We start from the raw sequence: 19,154 nt of genomic DNA on the forward strand, positions 1-19,154 counted from the left end.
GCCGTCAGCCCCTCACCGCGCGCCGGACCCGGGAGAGCAGGCCGTTCCTGGGCGCGGTCGCGGCGCGCACCTCGGCCCGGATCAGCCGGGCCAGCTCCTCGCGCTCGCCGCTCTGCGACGGCACGGACGGCTGGCCGCCCTGCTGCTTGGCGACGGCCTTGCGGACGCCGTAGCTGAAGGCCGCGACCTTCACCAGCGGCCCGCCCAGGGTGGCGGCGACGGTGGAGGAGAGCGCGTTGGCGTTGGCGGCGGCGTCCTGCACGTTGGCGGTGATCTCGTCCACCCGCTCCAGCTGCTGGTTGGCACTGCGCACGGCGGCGCCCGCGTCGCTCAGCAGCGGGACGGCCTGCTCGGTGACGGCGGAGACGAGGACGGTGGCCTCCTTCAGCACGCGCGAGAGGCGGACCAGCACCACGGCGAGCAGGGTGACCAGGACCGCCCAGAACACGGCGACGAGCAACCCGGCCAGCTCTCCCACGGACACCTTTGCGCGCTCCCTCGCCTTGCTGTTCTCCAAACGGAACCCTATCGCGCCCACGCCCGGTTTCCGGACCGGGTTATCGCCGGGCCCCGGGGTCCACCGCCGCGTCGGCCCCCGGCCGAACCGGTCGGATGTGCGAACCGCGCGCGTAACCTACCGGCCGGTCACCTCGTTCTGCCAGGCGGGCCGTCGCCCGTACGGCCCGACGAACGTCCGGGCCCCGACGGTCCGGGCCAGGAACACGGGGAGCAACGCTTGGCCGGCGACTGGAGAGCACAGCCCGGGGAAACCGCGGCGTGGCCGCGCGAGCCGCAGCCCGGCCGGCTGCCGGCCGAGGTGACGGGCTTCGTCGGGCGGCAGCGGGAGCTGGCCGAGCTGGCGGGCCTGCTGGCCGGCGCCCGGCTGGTGACGGTGACCGGGCCGGGCGGGGTGGGCAAGAGCCGGCTGGCCCTGCGCGCCGCCGCCCGGGCGGCCGGCGCCTTCCCGGACGGCACCTGGCTGGTCGAGGTGGCCCCGGTGCAGGACCCACTGCGGCTCGGCCGCGCGGCGCTGGAGGCGCTGCGGCTGACCGACGACACCGCCCGCCCGCCGCTGGACGTGCTCACCGAGCGGCTGTCCGGCCGGCGCACGCTGCTGGTGCTGGACGGCTGCGAGCACCTGGTGCAGGCCTGCGCCGACCTGGCGGACGCGCTGCTGCGGGCGCTGCCCGGCCTCCGGGTGCTGACCACCAGCCGCGCCGCGCTGCGGGCCTCGGGCGAGCACCTGCTCACCCTGGCCCCGCTGCCGGTCGACCCGCGGCCGAGCGGTCCGAGCGGTCCGGGCGGGCTGCCGGACGCGGTGCGGCTGTTCGCCGAGCGGGCCCGGGCGGTGCTGCCCTCCTTCGCGCTGACCGAGGCCAACGCCGAGGCGGTGGGCCTGCTCTGCCGCCGTCTGGACGGCATCCCGCTGGCGGTGGAGCTGGCGGCCGGGCGGCTGCGCGCGCTGTCGGTGGAGCAGATCACCGCCCGGCTGGACGACCGGTTCCGGCTGCTCACCGGCGGCTCCCGGACGGCCCTGCCGCGGCACCGGGCGCTGCGCACCACGATCGGTTGGAGCCATGAGCTCTGCACCGTGCAGGAACGTTTACTCTGGGCCCGCCTCTCGGTCTTCGCCGGCAGTTTCGACCTGGAGGCCGCCGAGTACGTCTGCGCCGGTGACGGCCTGGAGGCCGAGGACGTGCTCGACCTGCTCGACGAACTGGTCGGCAAGTCCGTGGTGCTGCGCGAGGACAGCGCCTTCGGCGTCCGCTTCCGGCTGCTGGACACCCTGCGCGACTACGGCGGCCAGTGGCTGCGGGCCGCCGGCGAGGAGCCGCGGCTGCTGCGCCGCCACCGCGACTGGTACCTGGGCGTGGCCACCTGGGGCGAGGTCGAGTGGTTCGGCCCCCGGCAGGCCGAGACCGCCGAACGCACCGAACTCGCCCACCCCAACCTCCGCGCGGCGCTGGAGTTCTGCCTCGCCGAGCCCGGAGAGGAGCAGATCGCCCTGCTGCTGGCGGGCACCCTGTGGTTCTACTGGGTCGGCTGCGGCCACCTCGGCGAGGGGCGGCACTGGCTGGACCGCGCGCTCGCCCTGGACCGCGAGCCGACCGAGGCCCGCGCCAAGGCCCTCTGGGCGACCGGCCACCTGGCCACCCTGCAAGGCGACCTGGAAGCGGCCCGCCCGGCCCTGGAGGAGTGCCGCCGCCAGGCCCTGGACACCGGCGACGACCGGGCGCTCGCCTACGCCGTCCACCGGCAGGCCAGCGCGGCCCTGGTCGGCGACGAGCCGGAGCGCGCCGCCGAGCTGTTCGAGGAGGCGCTCTGGCACTACCGGACCATCGGCGAGCTCAACAGCAACGTCGTGCTGGCCATGGTCGAGCTGGGCCTCGCGTACCTGTTCCAGGGGGATCCGGAGAGCGGCGAGCTCTGGTTCGGCCAGGCCCGCGAGCTGTGCGAGGAGCACGGCGAGCAGTGGGCGTACGCGTACGTGCTGTACGCGATGGCGTACGCGCACTGGCTGGACGGCGCCGTCCGGGCGGCCCGCGCCCTGGCCCGGGAGGGCCTGCGGCTGAACCACCTGTTCCACGACCTGCTCGGCATCGCGCTGGCGATCGACCTGCTGGCGCTGCTGGAGACCGAGCCGGGCGGCCCGGGCGCGCCGGGCGACCTGGGCGAGGCCCGGGTGCTGCAGGGCGCCGCGCACCGGATCTGGCACACGGTCGGCCTGCCCTTCCTGGGCTCGCGGTCCTTCTTCGGCCCGCACCAGGAGTGCGCGGAGCGGGCCCGGGCGGGGCTGACCGCGCAGGAGTACGAGCGGTGCTACCAGGCCGGGGCCCGGCTCGACCTGGACGCAGCGGTCTCCCGGGCGCTGGGCGCCAGCGGGTCGACGGGCGGCCCGGAGCCCGGGTCCGGGCCCTGCTCGGTGCCGTCCGCACCGGCGCCCGCACCGGCCAGGAATAGCTGAAACTTGCCGATTGCTTGAGGAGGCAAGGAACCACCCGGAAGGAGCCCCCCGTGGCCGTGACCACCGCCGCCGACGAGTACCGCCTCGCGACGTTCCACTTCGAGTCCAAGGCCTACGCCGACGCCGCCCGCATGCTGGAGGGCGTGCTCGCCGAGGAGCCGGCCAACCTCTCGGTCCGGCTGCTGCTGGCCCGCAGCTACTACCACTCCGCCCAACTCGGGCGCGCCGAGGCCGAGTTGCTCCGGATCCTGGACACCGACCCGGCCGAGGACTACGCCCGACTGATGCTCGGCCGCACCCTGGAGCGCCAGGGCCGCGCCGAGGAGGCCCGCCCGCACCTGCGGCTGGCCGCGGCGATGACCGGCGAGAACCGCTAGGGGCTCTCTTTCGGATCACTCGGGCGCGCGACGCCGGCAGGCACCACCGGAAAAGGGGCGAGCCCCCGCCGCCTCGAAAGGCGACGGGGGCTCGCTGAGGTACCGCAGATGCGGAACCGCCGCGGGTCAGCGCGAGTAGTACTCGACCACCAGCTGCTCGTCACAGATCACCGGGACCTCCTTGCGCTGCGGCGCACGGTCCAGGCGGAAGGCCAGGGCCTTCAGGTTGACCTCGAGGTACTTCGGGGTCTGGCCCTCACCCGCGTAGCCACCCTCACGGGCGACCTGGAACGGGACCTTCTCCTTGCTGCGCTCGCGGACGGTCACCACGAAGCCCGGCTTCATCTGGTACGACGGCTTGTTGACCTTGCCACCGTTGACCTCGATGTGGCCGTGGACGACCATCTGGCGGGCCTGGTAGATGGTGCGGGCAATGCCCGAACGCAGCACCAGCGAGTCCAGACGGGTCTCCAGCTCGGCGACGAGCGCCTCACCGGTCTTGCCCTCGGCCTTCTTCGCGCGGTCGAACGCGCGCGCCATCTGCTTCTCGCTCAGGTCGTACTGGGCGCGCAGACGCTGCTTCTCGAGCAGACGGACCTTGTAGTCCGAGTTCTGCTTGCGACCACGGCCGTGCTGGCCGGGCGGGTACGGGCGGGCCTCGAAGTACTTGACGGACTTCGGGGTCAGCGGCACGCCGAGCGCACGCGCGATCTTGACCTTGGGACGCTTCTGGTTCGCCATGAACCAAACCTTCCTTGCTTACGAATACGGCTTCACCAGGTGTTGACGGAGGTCGCATCTCGCGACCCGGAGACAACCCATCGCCGAGGCGATGCGGTCAGCCGCTCTCCGGAGCCGGGCACAAAAGTGCTGGTCACACGGAACAGCCCGGAAATCCGGGCCGTCCGCGACACCGAAACGGTGCGCGACGCTCCTGGTGCGGGCCTCCCGGAGGAGACCTACGGCCGATGCCCCGCTGGTGCGGCCGGTCGGTGGAGTCTCCTCCGCCGCCGTCCCGGGGCATGGCACTTCGACCGATTGTACCGGGTGGTCGAGCGCCCCTTCTCACTCACCCCTGAGCCGGCCCCGCGTCCACTCCACGACGTCCGCGTACCGGGCCTCGCCGCCGCGCCGGGTCGGCTGGTAGTAGTCCTTGCCGTGCACCGCGTCCGGCGCGTACTGCTGGGCCGCGATGCCCTCCGGCAGGTCGTGCGGGTACTGGTAGCCCTGGCCGTGGCCGAGCTTGCCCGCGCCGCCGTAGTGCGCGTCCCGCAGGTGCGGCGGCACCGCGCCCGCGAGCCCCTGCCGGACGTCCGCCAGCGCCGCGTCGATCGCCAGGTAGGCCGCGTTGGACTTGGGCGCCAGGGCCAGCGCGATCGCCGCCTGGGAGAGGATGATCCGCGCCTCCGGGAAGCCGATCAGGGCCACCGCCTGGGCCGCCGCGACCGCCGTCTGGAGCGCCGTCGGGTCGGCCAGGCCGACGTCCTCGCTGGCCGAGATCATCAGCCGGCGGGCGATGAACCGCGGGTCCTCCCCCGCCTCGATCATCCGGGCCAGGTAGTGCAGGGTGGCGTCCACGTCGCTGCCCCGGATCGACTTGATCAGCGCGCTCGCCACGTCGTAGTGCTGGTCGCCGTCCTTGTCGTAGCGCACCGCCGCCTGGTTGACGGCCGTCTCCGTGGTGGCCAGCGTGATGCTCGCCTCGGCCTTCTCCAGCGCCGCCCCGGCCGCCGCCTCCAGCGTGGTGAGCGCCCGCCGGGCGTCACCGCCGGCGAGGCGCACCAGGTGGTCCTCGGACTCCGCCGTCAGCTCCAGCGCGCCCCCCAGGCCGCGCTCGTCGGCCACCGCGCGGCGCAGCAGGGCGCGGACGTCCTCGTCGGTCAGCGACTCCAGGGTGAGCAGCAGCGAGCGGGACAGCAGCGGGGAGATCACCGAGAAGTACGGGTTCTCGGTGGTCGCCGCGATCAGGGTGACCCAGCGGTTCTCCACGGCCGGCAGCAGCGAGTCCTGCTGGGCCTTGGAGAAGCGGTGGATCTCGTCCAGGAACAGCACCGTCTCCCGGCCGGACATGCCGACCGCCCGCCGGGCGCCGTCGATCACCGCCCGGACCTCCTTGACCCCGGCGGTGATCGCGGACAGCTCGACGAAGCGGCCTTCCACGGCCTGGCTGATCACGTGCGCCAGGGTGGTCTTGCCGGTGCCGGGCGGGCCCCAGAGGATCACCGAGCTGGTCGCCGCCGGCCCGCGCGAGCCCGAGACCAGCCGCCGCAGCGGCGACCCGGGCTTCAGCAGCTGCCGCTGCCCGGCCACCTCGTCCAGGGTGCGCGGGCGCATCCGTACGGCCAGCGGCGCCCGGCCGGGCTCCCTGCTCTGGCGTTCCTCGGCGGCGGCGGTGAAGAGGTCCGGTTCGTCCACACCGGAAGCCTATGCGAGGCCGCCGACACACCCGCCGGAGCAGCCGGCCCCATCGCGCCTACGCCCTGTCCCGCCGATCGAGGCGGGCCGCGTGGTCCGGGACGTACTTCTGCAGGTCGCGCGGGGGCCGCTGGTAGCCGCGCGGGGCCGGGCGGGGCGGCAGGTCGATCTGCGGGGCGGTGATCTCGCGGTACGGCACGGTGGAGAGCAGGTGGGCGATCATGTTGATCCGGGCCCGCCGCTTGTCGTCGCTCTCCACCACGTGCCAGGGCGAGTCCGGGGTGTCGGTGTAGACGAACATCTCGTCCTTGGCCCGCGAGTAGTCCTCCCACCGGGTGATCGACTCGACGTCCATCGGGGAGAGCTTCCAGCGCTTCATCGGATCCTCCAGCCGGTCCCGGAAGCGCCGTTCCTGCTCGGTGTCGCTCACCGAGAACCAGTACTTGCGCAGCAGGATGCCCGACTCGATCAGCATCCGCTCGAAGGTCGGGCACTGGTGCAGGAACTGCCAGTACTGCTCGTCCGTGCAGAAGCCCATGACCCGCTCGACACCGGCCCGGTTGTACCAGCTGCGGTCGAACAGCACGATCTCCCCGGCGGCCGGCAGCTGCTCGACGTACCGCTGGAAGTACCACTGGGTCTTCTGCCGCTCGGTCGGGGTCGGCAGCGCCGCGACCCGGGCGATGCGCGGGTTCAGGTACTCCGTCACCCGCTTGATCGCGCCGCCCTTGCCGGCGGCGTCGCGCCCCTCGAAGACCACCACCAGCCGGGCGCCCTCGACCCGCACCCACTCCTGCAGCTTCACCAGTTCCTGCTGGAGCCGCAGCAGTTCCCGCTCGTACGGCTTCCTCGCGAGTCGTTCCGGCTTCGCGGTCCGCTGCTCCTCGGCCACCTGGGGTCCTCCGTCCGGCTGCTGCTGATGAGCACTCACCGTAGGCGCTGGAGGCCGCCTCCGCAGGTCGGCGGACGGATGGGCGGCAGCGGCGGCCCCCTGAACCGCCGCTGCCGCGCTCCCCCGTCCGGTCGGCGCGAACGCCGAACGATCAACCTTGGCCCACACCTGCCGGACGGGTCCAATATCCGGTTCCATAACCTTGGGGCATGGATGTCGACACCCGCCTGCTGCGCAGCTTCGCCGCGGTCTGCGAGGAGGGGCAGCTGACCGCTGCCGCGGCCCGGCTGTTCGTCTCCCAGCCGACGCTCACCAAGCAGATCCGCCAGCTGGAGTCGCTGCTCGGGGTCGAGCTGTTCGAGCGGTCGCGGCGCGGCATGGCGCCCACCCCGGCCGGGCGGGCGCTGGCGGACTACGCCGGGGCGATGCTGGCCGGCTGGGAGGACGCGCTGCGGGCCACCCGGGCGGCCGCCGCCGAGCAGGGCTCGGTGCTGCGGGTGGGGTTCGAGGGCGGCATCATCAACCTGATGACCCGCAGCACCGTCGCCGACTTCGCCCGGCGGATGCCCGGCTGGCAGGTGGAGCTGCGGCAGAACAACTGGTTCGACCCGACCTCGGGCCTGGCCACCGGCGAGATCGACCTGACGCTCTGGCACGGCCCGGCGTGGCTGGTCGAGCACTACAACGTCGCCGTGCTCGGCGAGGAGGCGCGGGTCGTGGCGCTGCCGGCCGGGCACCGGCTGGCGGACCGGGCCGAGCTGTCCGTCGAGGATCTGCTGGACGAGCCGTTCGTGGCGATACCGCACGAGGCCGGGCACTGGCGCGAGTACTGGCTGGCGGGCCGGGAGCGGGGCGGGCGTCCGGTGCGGATCGGCGCGGTGGCGCACAACACCGACGAGTGGCTGGCCGCGGTGGTGTGCGGTCAGGGCGTCGGCTTCGCACCGGAGACGATGAGCCGGCTGGCCGTACGGGATGACGTCGCGTACCGGCCGGTGCGGGGGCTCAGCCCGAGCCGGGTCGGGCTGTACTGGCCGAAGGACCGCGAACTCACGCCGGCGATGGCCGCGTTCGTGCGCAGCTGCCGGGTCACGGTCCCCTTCGGCCGGCTGGGAAGGTCGGGTGGGACGGAGCCCCTGGTGAAAACGGAGCCCCGGGTGGGCACGCGGTCGGTGGAACCGACCTGACGGTCTACACCGCCACGAAGGCCTCGGGGTAGCGGCAGAGCCCGCGCGGAGCGCCGTCGTACGCGGGCAGCGGCAGCGCCTGGAAGTAGGCGTCCGGCACCTCGAACGGCCCGCTGATCTCGTGCCGTCCGGCCGCGCTGAAGCCGAACCGCCCGTAGTACTCCGGGTCGCCGAGGACGACCACGAGCTTCTCCCCCGCCTTCTCGGCCGCCGACAGCGCGGCCCGGACGACGAGTTCGCCGACGCCCTTGCGCTGCCACTCCGGCGCGACGGCGACCGGCGCGAGCGCGAGGCCCGCGCCGTCCTCGCCGACCCGCAGCCGGGTCAGCAGCGCGTGCCCGATCACCAGCCCGGCCTCGTCGACCGCGACCAGCGACAGCTCGGGCAGCCAGGCCGGATCGCGGCGCAGCGCGTCGACCAGGTCCGCCTCGTCCGGGCCGGGGAACGCGGCCATGTGGACGCGTCTGGTCGCCGGGACGTCATCCGGACACTCGACTCTTGTGATCACCTGCATGAGTCAACCCTCCTTGTGTCACACGTCATTGTGGACCGGCCCCGGACGGTGGGTGGACCGTCCGGGGCCGTTGAAGGTTAGCGGATCCGGTGTCAGGCGTCGGACTTCGCGGCGTCCTCGCGCAGCTTCGGCTTGGCGTCCACGCCGGCCTCCCGGCGCTGGGCCGGGGTGATCGGGGTCGGGGCGCCGGTCAGCGGGTCACCGCCGGTGGACGTCTTCGGGAAGGCGATGACGTCGCGGATGGTGTCGTACCCGCCGAGCAGGGTGACGATGCGGTCGAGGCCGAAGGCGACGCCACCGTGCGGCGGCGGGCCGTAGTTGAAGGCGTCCAGCAGGAAGCCGAACTGCGAGGCCGCCTCCTCCTCGGAGAGGCCGATCGCGTCGAACGCCCGCTTCTGCACGTCGCGCTGGTGGATACGGATCGAACCGCCGCCCAGCTCCGAGCCGTTGAGGACCAGGTCGTAGGCGTTGGACAGCGCCGAGCCCGGGTCGGTGTCGAAGGTGGCGAGCGACTCGGCGGTCGGGGCGGTGAACGGGTGGTGCACCGCGTGCCAGCCCTGGAACTCGCCCTTGTCGTCCTCGATCGGCTCGAACATCGGGAAGTCGACGACCCAGAGGAAGGCCCACTGCGACGCGTCGATCAGCTCGCAGCGGCGGCCGATCTCCAGGCGGGCGGCGCCCAGCAGCTCCTGCGAGGGGCGCTGCTTGCCGGCCGCGAAGAAGATCGCGTCGCCGTTCTTGGCGCCCGCGGCGGCGGCCAGACCGGCCAGGTGCTCCTCGGACAGGTTCTTGGCGACCGGGCCGCGCAGCTCGCCGGTCTCGGCGTCGATGACGACGTAGGCCAGGCCGCGGGCGCCGCGCGCCTTGGCCCAGTCCTGCCAGGCGTCGAGCGCCTTGCGGGGCTGCGAGGCGCCGCCGGGCATCACCACGGCGCCGACGTACGGGGCCTGGAAGACGCGGAACGCGGTGCCCTTGAAGTACTCGGTGAGGTCGGTGAGTTCCTGTCCGAAGCGGACGTCCGGCTTGTCGGAGCCGTAGCGGGCCATGGCGTCCGCGTAGGTCATCCGGGGCAACGGGTTGGGGAGCTCGTAGCCGTGCACCTCGCGCCAGATCGAGCCGACGATCTTCTCGCCGAGGGCCAGGATGTCCTCCTGGTCGACGAACGAGGCCTCGATGTCGAGCTGGGTGAACTCCGGCTGCCGGTCGGCGCGGAAGTCCTCGTCGCGGAAGCAGCGGGCGATCTGGTAGTAGCGCTCCATGCCGGCCACCATCAGCAGCTGCTTGAACAGCTGGGGCGACTGCGGCAGCGCGTACCAGTGGCCGGGCTGCAGGCGGACCGGGACGAGGAAGTCGCGGGCACCCTCGGGGGTGGAGCGGGTGAGGTACGGCGTCTCGATGTCGAGGTAGTCGTTCTCCTCCATCACCCGGCGGATGATGTTGCTCACCTTGGAGCGCAGCCGCAGGCCCTTGGCCGGGCCCTCGCGGCGCAGGTCCAGGTAGCGGTAGCGCAGCCGGACCTCCTCGTTGACCGTGCCCGGCTCGTACTCGGCGACCGGGAAGGGCAGCGGGGCGGCCTCGGAGAGGACCTCGATCTCGCTGACGACGACCTCGACCGCGCCGGTCGGGATGTCCGGGTTCTCGTTGCCGTCGGGGCGCACCCGGACGTCGCCGACGACCTTGACGCAGTACTCGGCGCGAAGGCCGTGCACCGAGTCGAGGTCGCGGACCACGATCTGCACGGTGCCGGAGGCGTCGCGCAGATCGATGAAGGCGACACCGCCGTGGTCGCGGCGGCGGGCGACCCAGCCGGCCAGGGTGACGGTGGTGCCTGCGTGCTCCGGGCGGAGCGTGCCCGCGTCGTGCGTGCGGATCACAGCTGCTTCTCCTTCAGGGTGGTGACGAGTGCGTCGAGGGCGACGGGGTTCTGCTCGCCGGTGGTCAGGTCCTTGAGCTGGACGACGCCGTCGGCGAGGTCCCGGTCCCCGGCCACGAGGGCGAAGCGGGCGCCGGACCGGTCGGCGGACTTCATGGCGTTCTTGATGCTCTTGACGCCGAAGGCGAGGTCGGTGGCGACGCCGGCCCGGCGCAGCTCGACCACCTTGGCGAACAGGACGTTCTTGGCCTCCTCGCCGAGCGCGACGGCGTACACGGAGGTCGCGGCGGGCAGGTCGAGGACGATGCCCTCGGCCTCCATCGCCAGGAAGGTGCGGTCCACGCCGAGGGCCCAGCCGACGGACGGCAGCGCCGGGCCGCCGATCATCTCGGACAGGCCGTCGTAGCGGCCGCCGCCGCCGATCGCGGACTGGGCGCCGAGGCCGTTGTGCACGAACTCGAAGGTGGTGCGGGTGTAGTAGTCCAGGCCGCGGACCAGCTTCGGGTCGTCGACGAAGGCCACGCCGTTCGCGGTGAGCAGCTCGCGGACCTTCTCGTCGTACGCCTTGCACTCCTCGCACAGGTAGTCGCGCAGCTTGGGCGCGTCGACCAGCTGGGCCTGCACCGACTCGCGCTTGTCGTCCAGGACGCGCAGCGGGTTGATGTCGGCGCGGCGGCGGGTGTCCTCGTCCAAGTCCAGGCCGGCGAGGAACTCGACCAGGGCGGCGCGGTAGACCGGGCGGCACTGCTTGTCGCCGAGGCTGTTGAGCAGCAGCGAGTAGTCGCGCACGCCCAGCGAGCGGAAGGCGTCGTCGGCGAGGATGATCAGCTCGGCGTCCAGGGCCGGGTCCTCGGCCCCGATCGCCTCGGCGCCGACCTGGGAGAACTGGCGGTAGCGGCCCTTCTGGGCGCGCTCGTAGCGGTAGTACGAGCCGGAGTACCAGAGCTTGACCGGCAGGTTGCCCTGCTTGTGCAGGTTGGCCTGGAGGGCGGCGCGCAGCACCGAGGCGGTGCCCTCCGGGCGCAGCGCGAGCTCGTCGCCGCCGCGGGTGGTGAGGTTGTACATCTCCTTGCTGACGATGTCGGTGGACTCGCCGACGCCGCGGGAGAAGAGCTTCACGTCCTCGAAGACCGGAGTCTCGACGTAGCCGTAGCCGGCCCGGCGGGCGGGCGCGGCGATGCGCTCGCGGATCGCCAGGAAGGTCGCGGAGCTGGGGGGCAGCAGGTCGTAGGTGCCCTTGGGGGCGGTGAAGGTGCTCAACTTCTCTTCCGTCACATTCCTCGTCGCGGGAAAGCCTGGGCGCCGGCCGCCCCTGCTGCCTGTCGGAGGTAGGGGTTGGTGGCGCGCTCGTGGCCGATGGTGGTCTGTCCGCCGTGGCCGGAGAGGACCACGGTGGTGTCGTCGAGGGGCAGGCACACCCGGGCCAGCGACCGCATGATCGCCTCGCTGTCCCCGCCCGGGAGGTCGGTACGCCCGATGGAGCCGGCGAACAGCAGGTCGCCCGAGAACAGCACCGGGGGGAGGTCCTCGGCACCGGGCGTCCGGAAGGTCACCGACCCCCCGGTATGGCCCGGGGCGTGGTCCACGGTGAGCTGCAGGCCGGCGAGCTCCAGCACGGCGCCGTCGGTGAGCTCGCGCACGTCGTCGGGCTCGCCGACGGTGAGCTCGCCCATCAGCTGGGTGCCCAGGGCGCGGCCGAGGGCCTTCTCCGGGTCGGACATCATGTACCGGTCCTCGGGGTGGATCCAGGCCGGGACGCCGCGGGCGCCGCAGACCGGGACCACCGAGGCCACGTGGTCGATGTGGCCGTGCGTGAGCACCACGGCGACGGGCTTGAGCCCGTGCTCGCGGACCATCTCCTCGACACCGCGCGCCGCCTGGTGGCCGGGATCGACGATGACGCACTCCTCGCCAGCCGCCGGGGCGACCAGGTAGCAGTTGGTGCCCCAGGCTCCAGCGGGGAATCCGGCGATGAACACGCGCGTCCTTCGTGATGCGGTCGGCAGTGGCGGCTACGGTCGCGGCTGCCGGGTCGGATGCAGCCACCAGTCATGCAGCAAACCAGTGAGGTAAAGGCAGCCTACCGGCGGTGCGGGTGCGGTTGCGAACCAGATAGGGGTGGCGCGCGCGGTTCGCACTGACAGGTTCACCGCGTTCTTACAGGCCCGGTCCCTACACTTGGCCGCCGATGGATGCGATGATCCGCTTCGGTACCCATCCACTTTCCCAGCACATCCGTAGGAGACACGGCCGGTGGTCAGCAGCGAACAGCGGCGGCGGCAGCTCGCCCGAGAGAAGTACGAGCGCCAGATGGAGCGGCGGGTCGCCGCGCGGTCCGCGCGCAGGCGCCGCAACACGATCCTGGGCTCCGCGCTCGCCGTCGTGGTGCTGGCCGGCGGCGGTGCGCTGGTCGGCACCGGGGCGTTCAGCTCGGACAAGGACAAGTCGGCTTCGGCCGCCTCCTCCGCCAAGGCCGCGCCGAGCCAGAGCGCCGAGCCGACCACCCCGACCCGCAAGCCGGTCGAGGGCTGCGCCGATCCGGCGCCGGGCGCGCCGAACGGCAAGCAGTGGCAGGCCGAGCCGGCCATGGCGGTCGACGCGGGTGGCTCGTACACCGCGACGCTGGACACCAACTGCGGCAAGGTGACGCTCGCGCTCGACGCGGCCAAGGCCCCGCACACGGTGAACTCCTTCGTCTTCCTGGCCGGGGAGAAGTACTTCGACCACACCAAGTGCCACCGCCTCACCACCGACGGCATCTTCGTGCTCCAGTGCGGCGACCCGACCGCCAGCGCGACCGTCCCGGGCGGCACCGGCGGCCCCGGGTACAAGTTCGCGGACGAGAACCTGACCGGCGCGACCTACCCGGCGGGCACCGTGGCGATGGCCAACTCCGGCCCGGGCACGAACGGGAGCCAGTTCTTCCTGGTCTACAAGGACACCCAGCTGCCCCCGAACTACACCCCCTTCGGCAAGATCACCGGGGGCCTGGACGCGGTGCAGAAGATCGCCGCCGCGGGCACCCTGGAGGGCGCCCCGGACGGCCACCCGATGGCCGACGTCACCTTCAACTCGGTGACCACGGCAAAGAGTTGAGATCTCCCGGGGCCGCCCACAAGGGGCGCCCGAAGCGCCTCGGCGCGGCCCCGGCCCGAAATCGCCCGGCCCGGATGCGGACAGCACCGGGGCCGGTCGCCTATGTTGGCGTTGTATCAGGGTGCCCGTACCCGCCTGGCCGTCACCCTCGGCAGCAAGTCACGGCGGACGGGGACGGCGGACTCATCGGTCCGCCGCACATCAACTGTGGACGACGGACGCGCGCCGCCCCGGCGCGGGCGCGACGTCATGTGGAGGACGCGCTATGAGCAGCGACCCGTGGGGCCGTGTCGACGAGCAGGGCACGGTCTACGTCAGGACGGCCGACGGCGAACGCGTCGTGGGTTCCTGGCAGGCCGGCTCGCCCGAGGAGGCCCTCGCCTACTTCGAGCGCAAGTACCAGGGCATCGAGGTGGAGATCGGCCTGCTGGAGAAGCGGGTGCGCACCACCGACCTGGCCGCCAAGGACGCCCAGGCCGCGCTGGACCACCTGCGCGCCCAGGTGACCGAGGGGCACGCGGTCGGCGACCTGGCCGCCCTGGCCAAGCGGCTGGACACGCTCGCCGGCGAGATCGAGAGCCGGCGCGAGGAGCGCAAGGCCGCTCGCGCCAAGGCCCAGGACGAGACCCGCACCGCCAAGGAGGCGCTGGTCTCCGAGGCCGAGCAGCTCGCCGAGTCCACCCAGTGGCGGGAGGCCGGGGACCGGCTGCGCGCCCTGGTGGACACCTGGAAGGGCCTGCCCCGGCTGGACCGCAAGAGCGACGACGAGCTGTGGCACCGCTTCTCGCACGCCCGCTCGGTCTTCTCCAAGCACCGCAAGGCGCACTTCGCGACCCTGGACGCCGAGCGCGAGCAGGCCCGGCAGACCAAGGAGGCGCTGGTCGCCGAGGCCGAGGCGCTGTCCTCGTCCACCGAGTGGGGCGACACCGCGGCCGCCTACCGCGACCTGATGGCGCGCTGGAAGTCCGCCGGCCGGGCCCAGCGGGACATCGAGGACGAGCTGTGGGCGCGCTTCCGCGGCGCGCAGGACGTCTTCTTCCAGGCCCGTTCCGCGGTGTTCAGCGAGCGGGACGCCGAGCAGGTGGCCAACCAGAAGCTCAAGGAGGCGCTGGCCGTCGAGGCCGAGGCGATCCTGCCGATCACCGACCTGAAGGCCGCCAAGGCGGCGCTGCGCGAGGTCAACGAGCGCTGGGAGGCGATCGGGCACGTGCCGCGCGACGCCCGTCCGAAGCTGGACGGCCGGCTGAACACGGTCGAGCGGGCCATCCGCGAGGCCGAGGACTCCGAGTGGAAGCGCTCCAACCCGGAGGCCAAGGCGCGCGCCGCCGGCATGGTCGGCCTGTTCGAGGCGAAGGCCGACAAGATCCGGGCCGATCTGGACAAGGCCCGCGCCGCCGGCAACGCCGGCCGGATCGCCAAGCTGGAGAACGAGCTGGCCGGCGTGCAGACCCTGCTGGAGCAGGCGCACCGGAGCCAGGAGGAGTTCAGCGGCTGATCCGCCGAACGCACGAGAGAGGGCCCCGGGATCTCCCGGGGCCCTCTCTCGTGCTCGGGGCGCTACTTGCGGGCCGAGGTGACGCGGTAGACGTCGTAGACGCCCTCGACGCCGCGCACGGCCTTGAGCACATGGCCGAGGTGCTTCGGGTCGCCCATCTCGAAGGTGAAGCGGCTCATCGCGACCCGGTCGCGGGAGGTCTGCACCGCCGCCGACAGGATGTTGACGTGCTGGTCGGAGAGCACCCGGGTGACGTCCGAGAGCAGCCGGGAGCGGTCCAGCGCCTCGACCTGGATGGCCACCAGGAACACCGAGGACTGGGTGGCGGCCCACTCGACGTCGATCATCCGCTCGGGCTGCTGGCTCAGCGACTCGACGTTGACGCAGTCGGCGCGGTGCACCGAGACGCCGTTGCCGCGGGTCACGAAGCCGACGATCGGGTCGCCCGGCACCGGGGTGCAGCAGCGGGACAGCTTGACCCAGACGTCCTCGACGCCCTTGACGATCACGCCCGGGTCGCCCTTGGCCCGGCGGCGCACCGCCCGGCGGTCGTGCGTCGGGGTCGCGGTCTCGGCGAGGTCCTCGGTGGCGCCCTCCTCGCCGCCGAGCGCCTGGACCAGCTTCTGCACGATGTTCTGCGCGGTGACGTGGCCCTCGCCGATCGCGGCGTAGAGCGAGGAGATGTCGGGGTAGCGCATCTCGTGGGCCAGGGTGACCAGCGAGTCGCCGGTCAGGATCCGCTGGATCGGCAGGCCCTGCTTGCGCATCGCCCGGACGATCGCCTCCTTGCCGTGCTCGATCGCCTCCTCGCGGCGCTCCTTGGAGAACCAGGCGCGGATCTTGTTGCGGGCGCGCGGCGACTTGACGAAGCCCAGCCAGTCCCGGGACGGGCCGGCGTTCTCCGCCTTGGAGGTGAACACCTCGACGGCGTCGCCGTTCTCCAGCGTCGACTCCAGCGGCACCAGCCGCCCGTTGACCCGGGCCCCTATCGTCCGGTAGCCCACCTCGGTGTGCACCGCGAAGGCGAAGTCGACCGGGGTCGCACCGGCCGGCAGGGCTATCACGTCGCCCTTGGGCGTGAAGACGAAGACCTCGTTGCTGGCCAGGTCGAAGCGCAGCGACTCCAGGAACTCGCTCGGGTCGGCGGTCTCCTTCTGCCAGTCCAGCAGCTGCCGCAGCCAGGCCATCTCGTTGACGGCGCCGGCCTTGTCGTCCTTGCGGACCTGGGTCGGGGTGTCGGTGCGGACCTTGGACGCGCCGGCCACCGCGCGCTGCTTGTACTTCCAGTGCGCGGCGATGCCGTACTCGGCCCGGCGGTGCATGTCGAAGGTGCGGATCTGGAGTTCGACGGGCTTGCCGCCGGGGCCGATCACCGTCGTGTGCAGCGACTGGTACATGTTGAACTTGGGCATCGCGATGTAGTCCTTGAACCGCCCCGGCACCGGGTTCCACCGCGCGTGGATGGTGCCCAGCGCCGCGTAGCAGTCGCGGACGGTGTCGACCAGGACCCGGATGCCCACCAGGTCGTAGATCTCGGCGAAGTCCCGGCCCCGGACGATCATCTTCTGGTAGACCGAGTAGTAGTGCTTCGGCCGGCCGGTGACGGAGGCGGTGATCCGGGCGCCGCGCAGGTCCCCCTGGACCTGGTCGATGACGGTCGCCAGGTACTCGTCCCGCTTGGGGGCGCGCTCGGCGACCAGCCGGACGATCTCGTCGTACATCTTGGGGTAGAGGATCGCGAAGGCGAGGTCCTCCAGCTCCCACTTGATGGTGTTCATGCCCAGCCGGTGCGCCAGCGGGGCGTAGATCTCCAGCGTCTCGCGGGCCTTCTTCTCCTGCTTCTCCCGCTTGAGGTAGCGCATCGTGCGCATGTTGTGCAGGCGGTCGGCAAGCTTGATCACCAGGACCCGCGGGTCCTTGGCCATCGCGACGACCATCTTGCGGACGGTCTCGGCCTGCGCGGCCTCGCCGAACTTGACCCGGTCCAGCTTGGTGACGCCGTCCACCAGCAGCGCCACCGAGTCGCCGAAGTCCTTGCGCAGGGTCTCCAGGCCGTAGTCGGTGTCCTCGACGGTGTCGTGCAGCAGCCCGGCCATCAGGGTCGCGGCGTCCATCCCCAGCTCGGCCAGGATGGTGGCCACCGCCAGCGGGTGGGTGATGTACGGGTCACCGCTCTTGCGCTTCTGCCCGCGGTGCCACTTCTCGGCGACGGCGTAGGCCCGCTCGATGTCCCGCAGCAGCGCCGGGTCGGCCTTCGGGTCGTTCGCCCGGATCGACCGGAACAGCGGCTCCAGCACGGGGTTGAGCACGCTGGAGCGCTGGCCGCCGAGGCGGGCCAGGCGGGCACGCATGCCACCCGAGGAGGAGCCGCGCCCGGTGGGGGCGGCCGGTCGCGAGGAGGTCGGCGCCGGGCGTGCCGGGGTGGCCCCCGAGGGCGTGGGACGGTTGTCGGGGGCGGCCGCTTCGGCCGTGGGCACAACCTCGTCGGGCAAGGACTCTCCTCGGGGCACCGGGGCCGACCCCTGCCGCGGCCCGTACGGTCGGACGCAACCGGGAGGGGGTGAATCTTCATGGTACCGAGCCGGGCGCCGCGGCGTTCATCCACCCGGGCCGGAAACGGAAGGGCGGCGGTCGGATGATCCGACCGCCGCCCTTCACTCAGGTCCTTCAGACCGTGACCAGCGTCTCCAGCGGAGCGCCGTTCAGGTGCCCGGCCAGCCGTTCCCGGCCGTCCAGGAAGCCCAGCTCCATCAGCACCACGACGCCCACCAGCTCGGCGCCGGCCTCCTTCACCAGGTCCAGCGAGGCGCCGATGGTGCCACCGGTGGCCAGCACGTCGTCCACCACCAGCACCCGCTCACCGGGCGCGAAGGCATCGCACTGCACCTCCAGCGTCGCCGAGCCGTACTCCAGCTCGTACGAGCGCCGGAACACCTCGCCGGGCAGCTTGCCCTGCTTGCGGATCGGCACGAAGCCGAGCCCGGCCGCGAAGGCCGCCGGAGCCGCCAGCACGAAGCCGCGCGCCTCCAGGCCCACCACCTTGGTCGCCCCGAGCTCCCGCGCCCGGTCCGCCAGCGCCCTGGTGAGGGCGCCGAAGGCCTCGGCGTCGGCCAGCAGCGGCGCGATGTCCTTGAACAGCACACCCGGCTTCGGGTAGTCCGGGACGTCCCGGATCCGGCTGTTCAACAGCTCGGCCAGTGCGGTGTCGGCGGTGGTCACGGCGTGTCCTTACGGTCGGGTCGGTTCAGCGCTTGGTGGACGGACGGCCCTTGGCACGCGTGGTGCCGGCCGCCCGGCCGCGCTGACCGACCATACCCGCAGGCAGGTCCTCGTCCGCGATCTCCTCGCCCGCCGGCACCTCGCCCGCGGCCTTGGCAGCGGCCGCGGCCCGGTGCTGCAGGACCCGCTTGCGCAGCGCCTTCATCTCCGGCTGCTCCTCCTTGAGCTGCGCCAGCAGCGGGGTGGCGACGCAGATCGACGAGTAGGCACCGGCCGCGAGGCCGATGAACAGCGCCAGCGAGATGTCGTTCAGCGTGCCGGCGCCCAGGAGGCCGCCACCGATGAACAGCAGCGCGGCGACCGGGAGCAGGGCGACCACGGTGGTGTTGAGCGAACGCACCAGGGTCTGGTTGAGGCCCGCGTTGGCCGCCTCGCTGTAGGTGAGCTTGTTCTGCTTGGTGAGGTCCTTGGTGTTCTCCTTCACGGTGTCGAAGACGACGACCGTGTCGTAGAGCGAGTACCCGAGGATGGTCAGGAAGCCGATCACCGTACCGGGGGTGACCTCGAAGCCCACCAGGGCGTACACGCCGATGGTGATCAGGAGGTCGTGGATGAGGGCGACCAGGGCCGCCACCGCCATCCGCCACTCGAAGGCGATCGCCAGGTAGACCGTCACCAGGACCATGAAGATGATCAGGCCGGTGAGCGCCTTCGAGGAGATCTGCTTGCCCCAGCTGGGGCCGATCACCTGGGCCTCGACGGTGTCCAGCGGCACGGCCAGCTTCTCGGAGAGCTGAGCGCGGATCTCGTCCGAGCTCTTCGACTCCTCGGTGCTGACCTGGATGCGGATCTTGCCGTTGTCGGTCGACTGCACCAGCGGGTGCGAGGAGACGATCTGGTTGGACGTCTCCTGCGCCTGCGAGACGGTCAGCCCCGGCTTGGCCACGGTGTAGACCGAGCCGCCCTTGAACTCGATGCCCAGGTGCAGGCCCATCGACAGACCGATCGCCGCGATCAGCACGATCACGCCGGAGATGGAGTACCAGAGCTTACGGCGCCCGACGAAGTCGAAGCTGACCTCGCCCTGGTAGAGCCGGTGTCCCAGATTGGAGAAGCGTGACACG

Annotated in this window: 16 protein-coding genes; 5 read left to right on the plus strand and 11 right to left on the minus strand. The window is 72.3% G+C overall.

All coding sequences use genetic code 11. The features are described 5' to 3' along the window. Positions 1-4: 4 nt before the first annotated feature. Positions 5-484 (minus strand): DUF948 domain-containing protein, encoded by a 480-nt coding sequence (locus A6F73_RS05820; protein WP_063346789.1) that lies wholly within the window; start codon positions 482-484, stop codon positions 5-7. A 252-nt stretch (positions 485-736) separates the two neighbouring features. Between A6F73_RS05820 and A6F73_RS05825 the strand changes: the two genes are divergently transcribed. Continuing rightward, the gene (locus A6F73_RS05825; protein WP_063346790.1) at positions 737-2,965 is read left to right on the plus strand and encodes an ATP-binding protein; all 2,229 of its coding nucleotides are present in this window, start codon (positions 737-739) and stop codon (positions 2,963-2,965) included. A 50-nt stretch (positions 2,966-3,015) separates the two neighbouring features. After that, positions 3,016-3,342, plus strand: coding sequence for a tetratricopeptide repeat protein (locus A6F73_RS05830; protein ID WP_063346791.1), 327 nt, complete (start codon positions 3,016-3,018; stop codon positions 3,340-3,342). 126 nt (positions 3,343-3,468) lie between these two features. Here the strand turns inward: A6F73_RS05830 and rpsD are convergent, their stop codons facing one another. From rpsD to ppk2, 3 genes are all read right to left on the minus strand, one after another. Next, positions 3,469-4,083 carry a 30S ribosomal protein S4 gene (gene rpsD / locus A6F73_RS05835; protein WP_063346792.1) on the minus strand — a complete coding sequence of 205 codons (615 nt, stop codon included), beginning with the start codon at positions 4,081-4,083 and terminating at the stop codon, positions 3,469-3,471. A gap of 324 nt (positions 4,084-4,407) precedes the next feature. Beyond that, a complete protein-coding gene (locus tag A6F73_RS05840) occupies positions 4,408-5,757 on the minus strand; it encodes a replication-associated recombination protein A (RefSeq protein ID WP_063346793.1) in 1,350 nt (449 codons plus the stop codon). Between the two features lie 58 nt (positions 5,758-5,815). Next, the gene (ppk2, locus tag A6F73_RS05845) at positions 5,816-6,649 is read right to left on the minus strand and encodes a polyphosphate kinase 2 (RefSeq protein WP_063346794.1); all 834 of its coding nucleotides are present in this window, start codon (positions 6,647-6,649) and stop codon (positions 5,816-5,818) included. A gap of 209 nt (positions 6,650-6,858) precedes the next feature. Between ppk2 and A6F73_RS05850 the strand changes: the two genes are divergently transcribed. Beyond that, entirely contained in the window at positions 6,859-7,833 is a 975-nt protein-coding gene (locus A6F73_RS05850) for a LysR family transcriptional regulator (RefSeq protein WP_063346795.1), read from the plus strand. 4 nt (positions 7,834-7,837) lie between these two features. Here A6F73_RS05850 and A6F73_RS05855 read toward each other — a convergent pair whose 3' ends face one another. The 4 genes from A6F73_RS05855 to A6F73_RS05870 form a co-directional block, all read right to left on the minus strand. Further along, the gene (locus A6F73_RS05855) at positions 7,838-8,347 is read right to left on the minus strand and encodes an N-acetyltransferase (protein ID WP_063346796.1); all 510 of its coding nucleotides are present in this window, start codon (positions 8,345-8,347) and stop codon (positions 7,838-7,840) included. Positions 8,348-8,439: 92 nt separating this feature from the next. Next, the gene (aspS, locus tag A6F73_RS05860; protein ID WP_063346797.1) at positions 8,440-10,221 is read right to left on the minus strand and encodes an aspartate--tRNA ligase; all 1,782 of its coding nucleotides are present in this window, start codon (positions 10,219-10,221) and stop codon (positions 8,440-8,442) included. Next, the gene (hisS, locus tag A6F73_RS05865) at positions 10,218-11,480 is read right to left on the minus strand and encodes a histidine--tRNA ligase (RefSeq protein WP_063346798.1); all 1,263 of its coding nucleotides are present in this window, start codon (positions 11,478-11,480) and stop codon (positions 10,218-10,220) included. Before hisS ends, aspS begins: the two co-directional genes overlap by 4 nt. An 11-nt stretch (positions 11,481-11,491) precedes the next feature. After that, positions 11,492-12,199 carry an MBL fold metallo-hydrolase gene (locus tag A6F73_RS05870; protein ID WP_063346799.1) on the minus strand — a complete coding sequence of 236 codons (708 nt, stop codon included), beginning with the start codon at positions 12,197-12,199 and terminating at the stop codon, positions 11,492-11,494. 274 nt (positions 12,200-12,473) lie between these two features. On the opposite strand from A6F73_RS05870, the gene A6F73_RS05875 reads away from it, so the two are divergent. Together A6F73_RS05875 and A6F73_RS05880 are read left to right on the plus strand one after the other, a co-directional pair. Then, the gene (locus A6F73_RS05875; protein WP_063346800.1) at positions 12,474-13,316 is read left to right on the plus strand and encodes a peptidylprolyl isomerase; all 843 of its coding nucleotides are present in this window, start codon (positions 12,474-12,476) and stop codon (positions 13,314-13,316) included. A 265-nt stretch (positions 13,317-13,581) separates the two neighbouring features. After that, complete coding sequence (locus A6F73_RS05880; protein ID WP_063346801.1) at positions 13,582-14,811, plus strand: DUF349 domain-containing protein; 1,230 nt, start codon at positions 13,582-13,584, stop codon at positions 14,809-14,811. Positions 14,812-14,873: 62 nt separating this feature from the next. Here A6F73_RS05880 and A6F73_RS05885 read toward each other — a convergent pair whose 3' ends face one another. The 3 genes from A6F73_RS05885 to secF all read right to left on the minus strand — a co-directional run bounded on the left by A6F73_RS05885 (position 14,874) and on the right by secF (position 19,153). Then, positions 14,874-17,288, minus strand: a complete 2,415-nt coding sequence (locus tag A6F73_RS05885; protein ID WP_244293591.1) for a bifunctional (p)ppGpp synthetase/guanosine-3',5'-bis(diphosphate) 3'-pyrophosphohydrolase — start codon at positions 17,286-17,288, stop codon at positions 14,874-14,876. A gap of 190 nt (positions 17,289-17,478) precedes the next feature. Continuing rightward, positions 17,479-18,030 carry an adenine phosphoribosyltransferase gene (locus A6F73_RS05890; RefSeq protein WP_063346803.1) on the minus strand — a complete coding sequence of 184 codons (552 nt, stop codon included), beginning with the start codon at positions 18,028-18,030 and terminating at the stop codon, positions 17,479-17,481. A 25-nt stretch (positions 18,031-18,055) separates the two neighbouring features. Further along, positions 18,056-19,153, minus strand: a complete 1,098-nt coding sequence (gene secF / locus A6F73_RS05895) for a protein translocase subunit SecF (protein WP_063346804.1) — start codon at positions 19,151-19,153, stop codon at positions 18,056-18,058. Between the last annotated feature and the right edge of the window lies 1 nt (position 19,154).

The organism is Streptomyces sp. MJM8645 (assembly GCF_001625365.1).
Taxonomy (GTDB): domain Bacteria; phylum Actinomycetota; class Actinomycetes; order Streptomycetales; family Streptomycetaceae; genus Kitasatospora.

Coding starts and splice junctions, on each gene's coding strand:
- rpsD (WP_063346792.1), bottom strand. CDS start 4,083: ATGGCGAACCAGAAGCGTCCCAAGGTCAAGATCGCGCGTGCGCTCGGC.
- A6F73_RS05850 (WP_063346795.1), top strand. CDS start 6,859: ATGGATGTCGACACCCGCCTGCTGCGCAGCTTCGCCGCGGTCTGCGAG.
- A6F73_RS05855 (WP_063346796.1), bottom strand. CDS start 8,347: ATGCAGGTGATCACAAGAGTCGAGTGTCCGGATGACGTCCCGGCGACC.
- A6F73_RS05880 (WP_063346801.1), top strand. CDS start 13,582: ATGAGCAGCGACCCGTGGGGCCGTGTCGACGAGCAGGGCACGGTCTAC.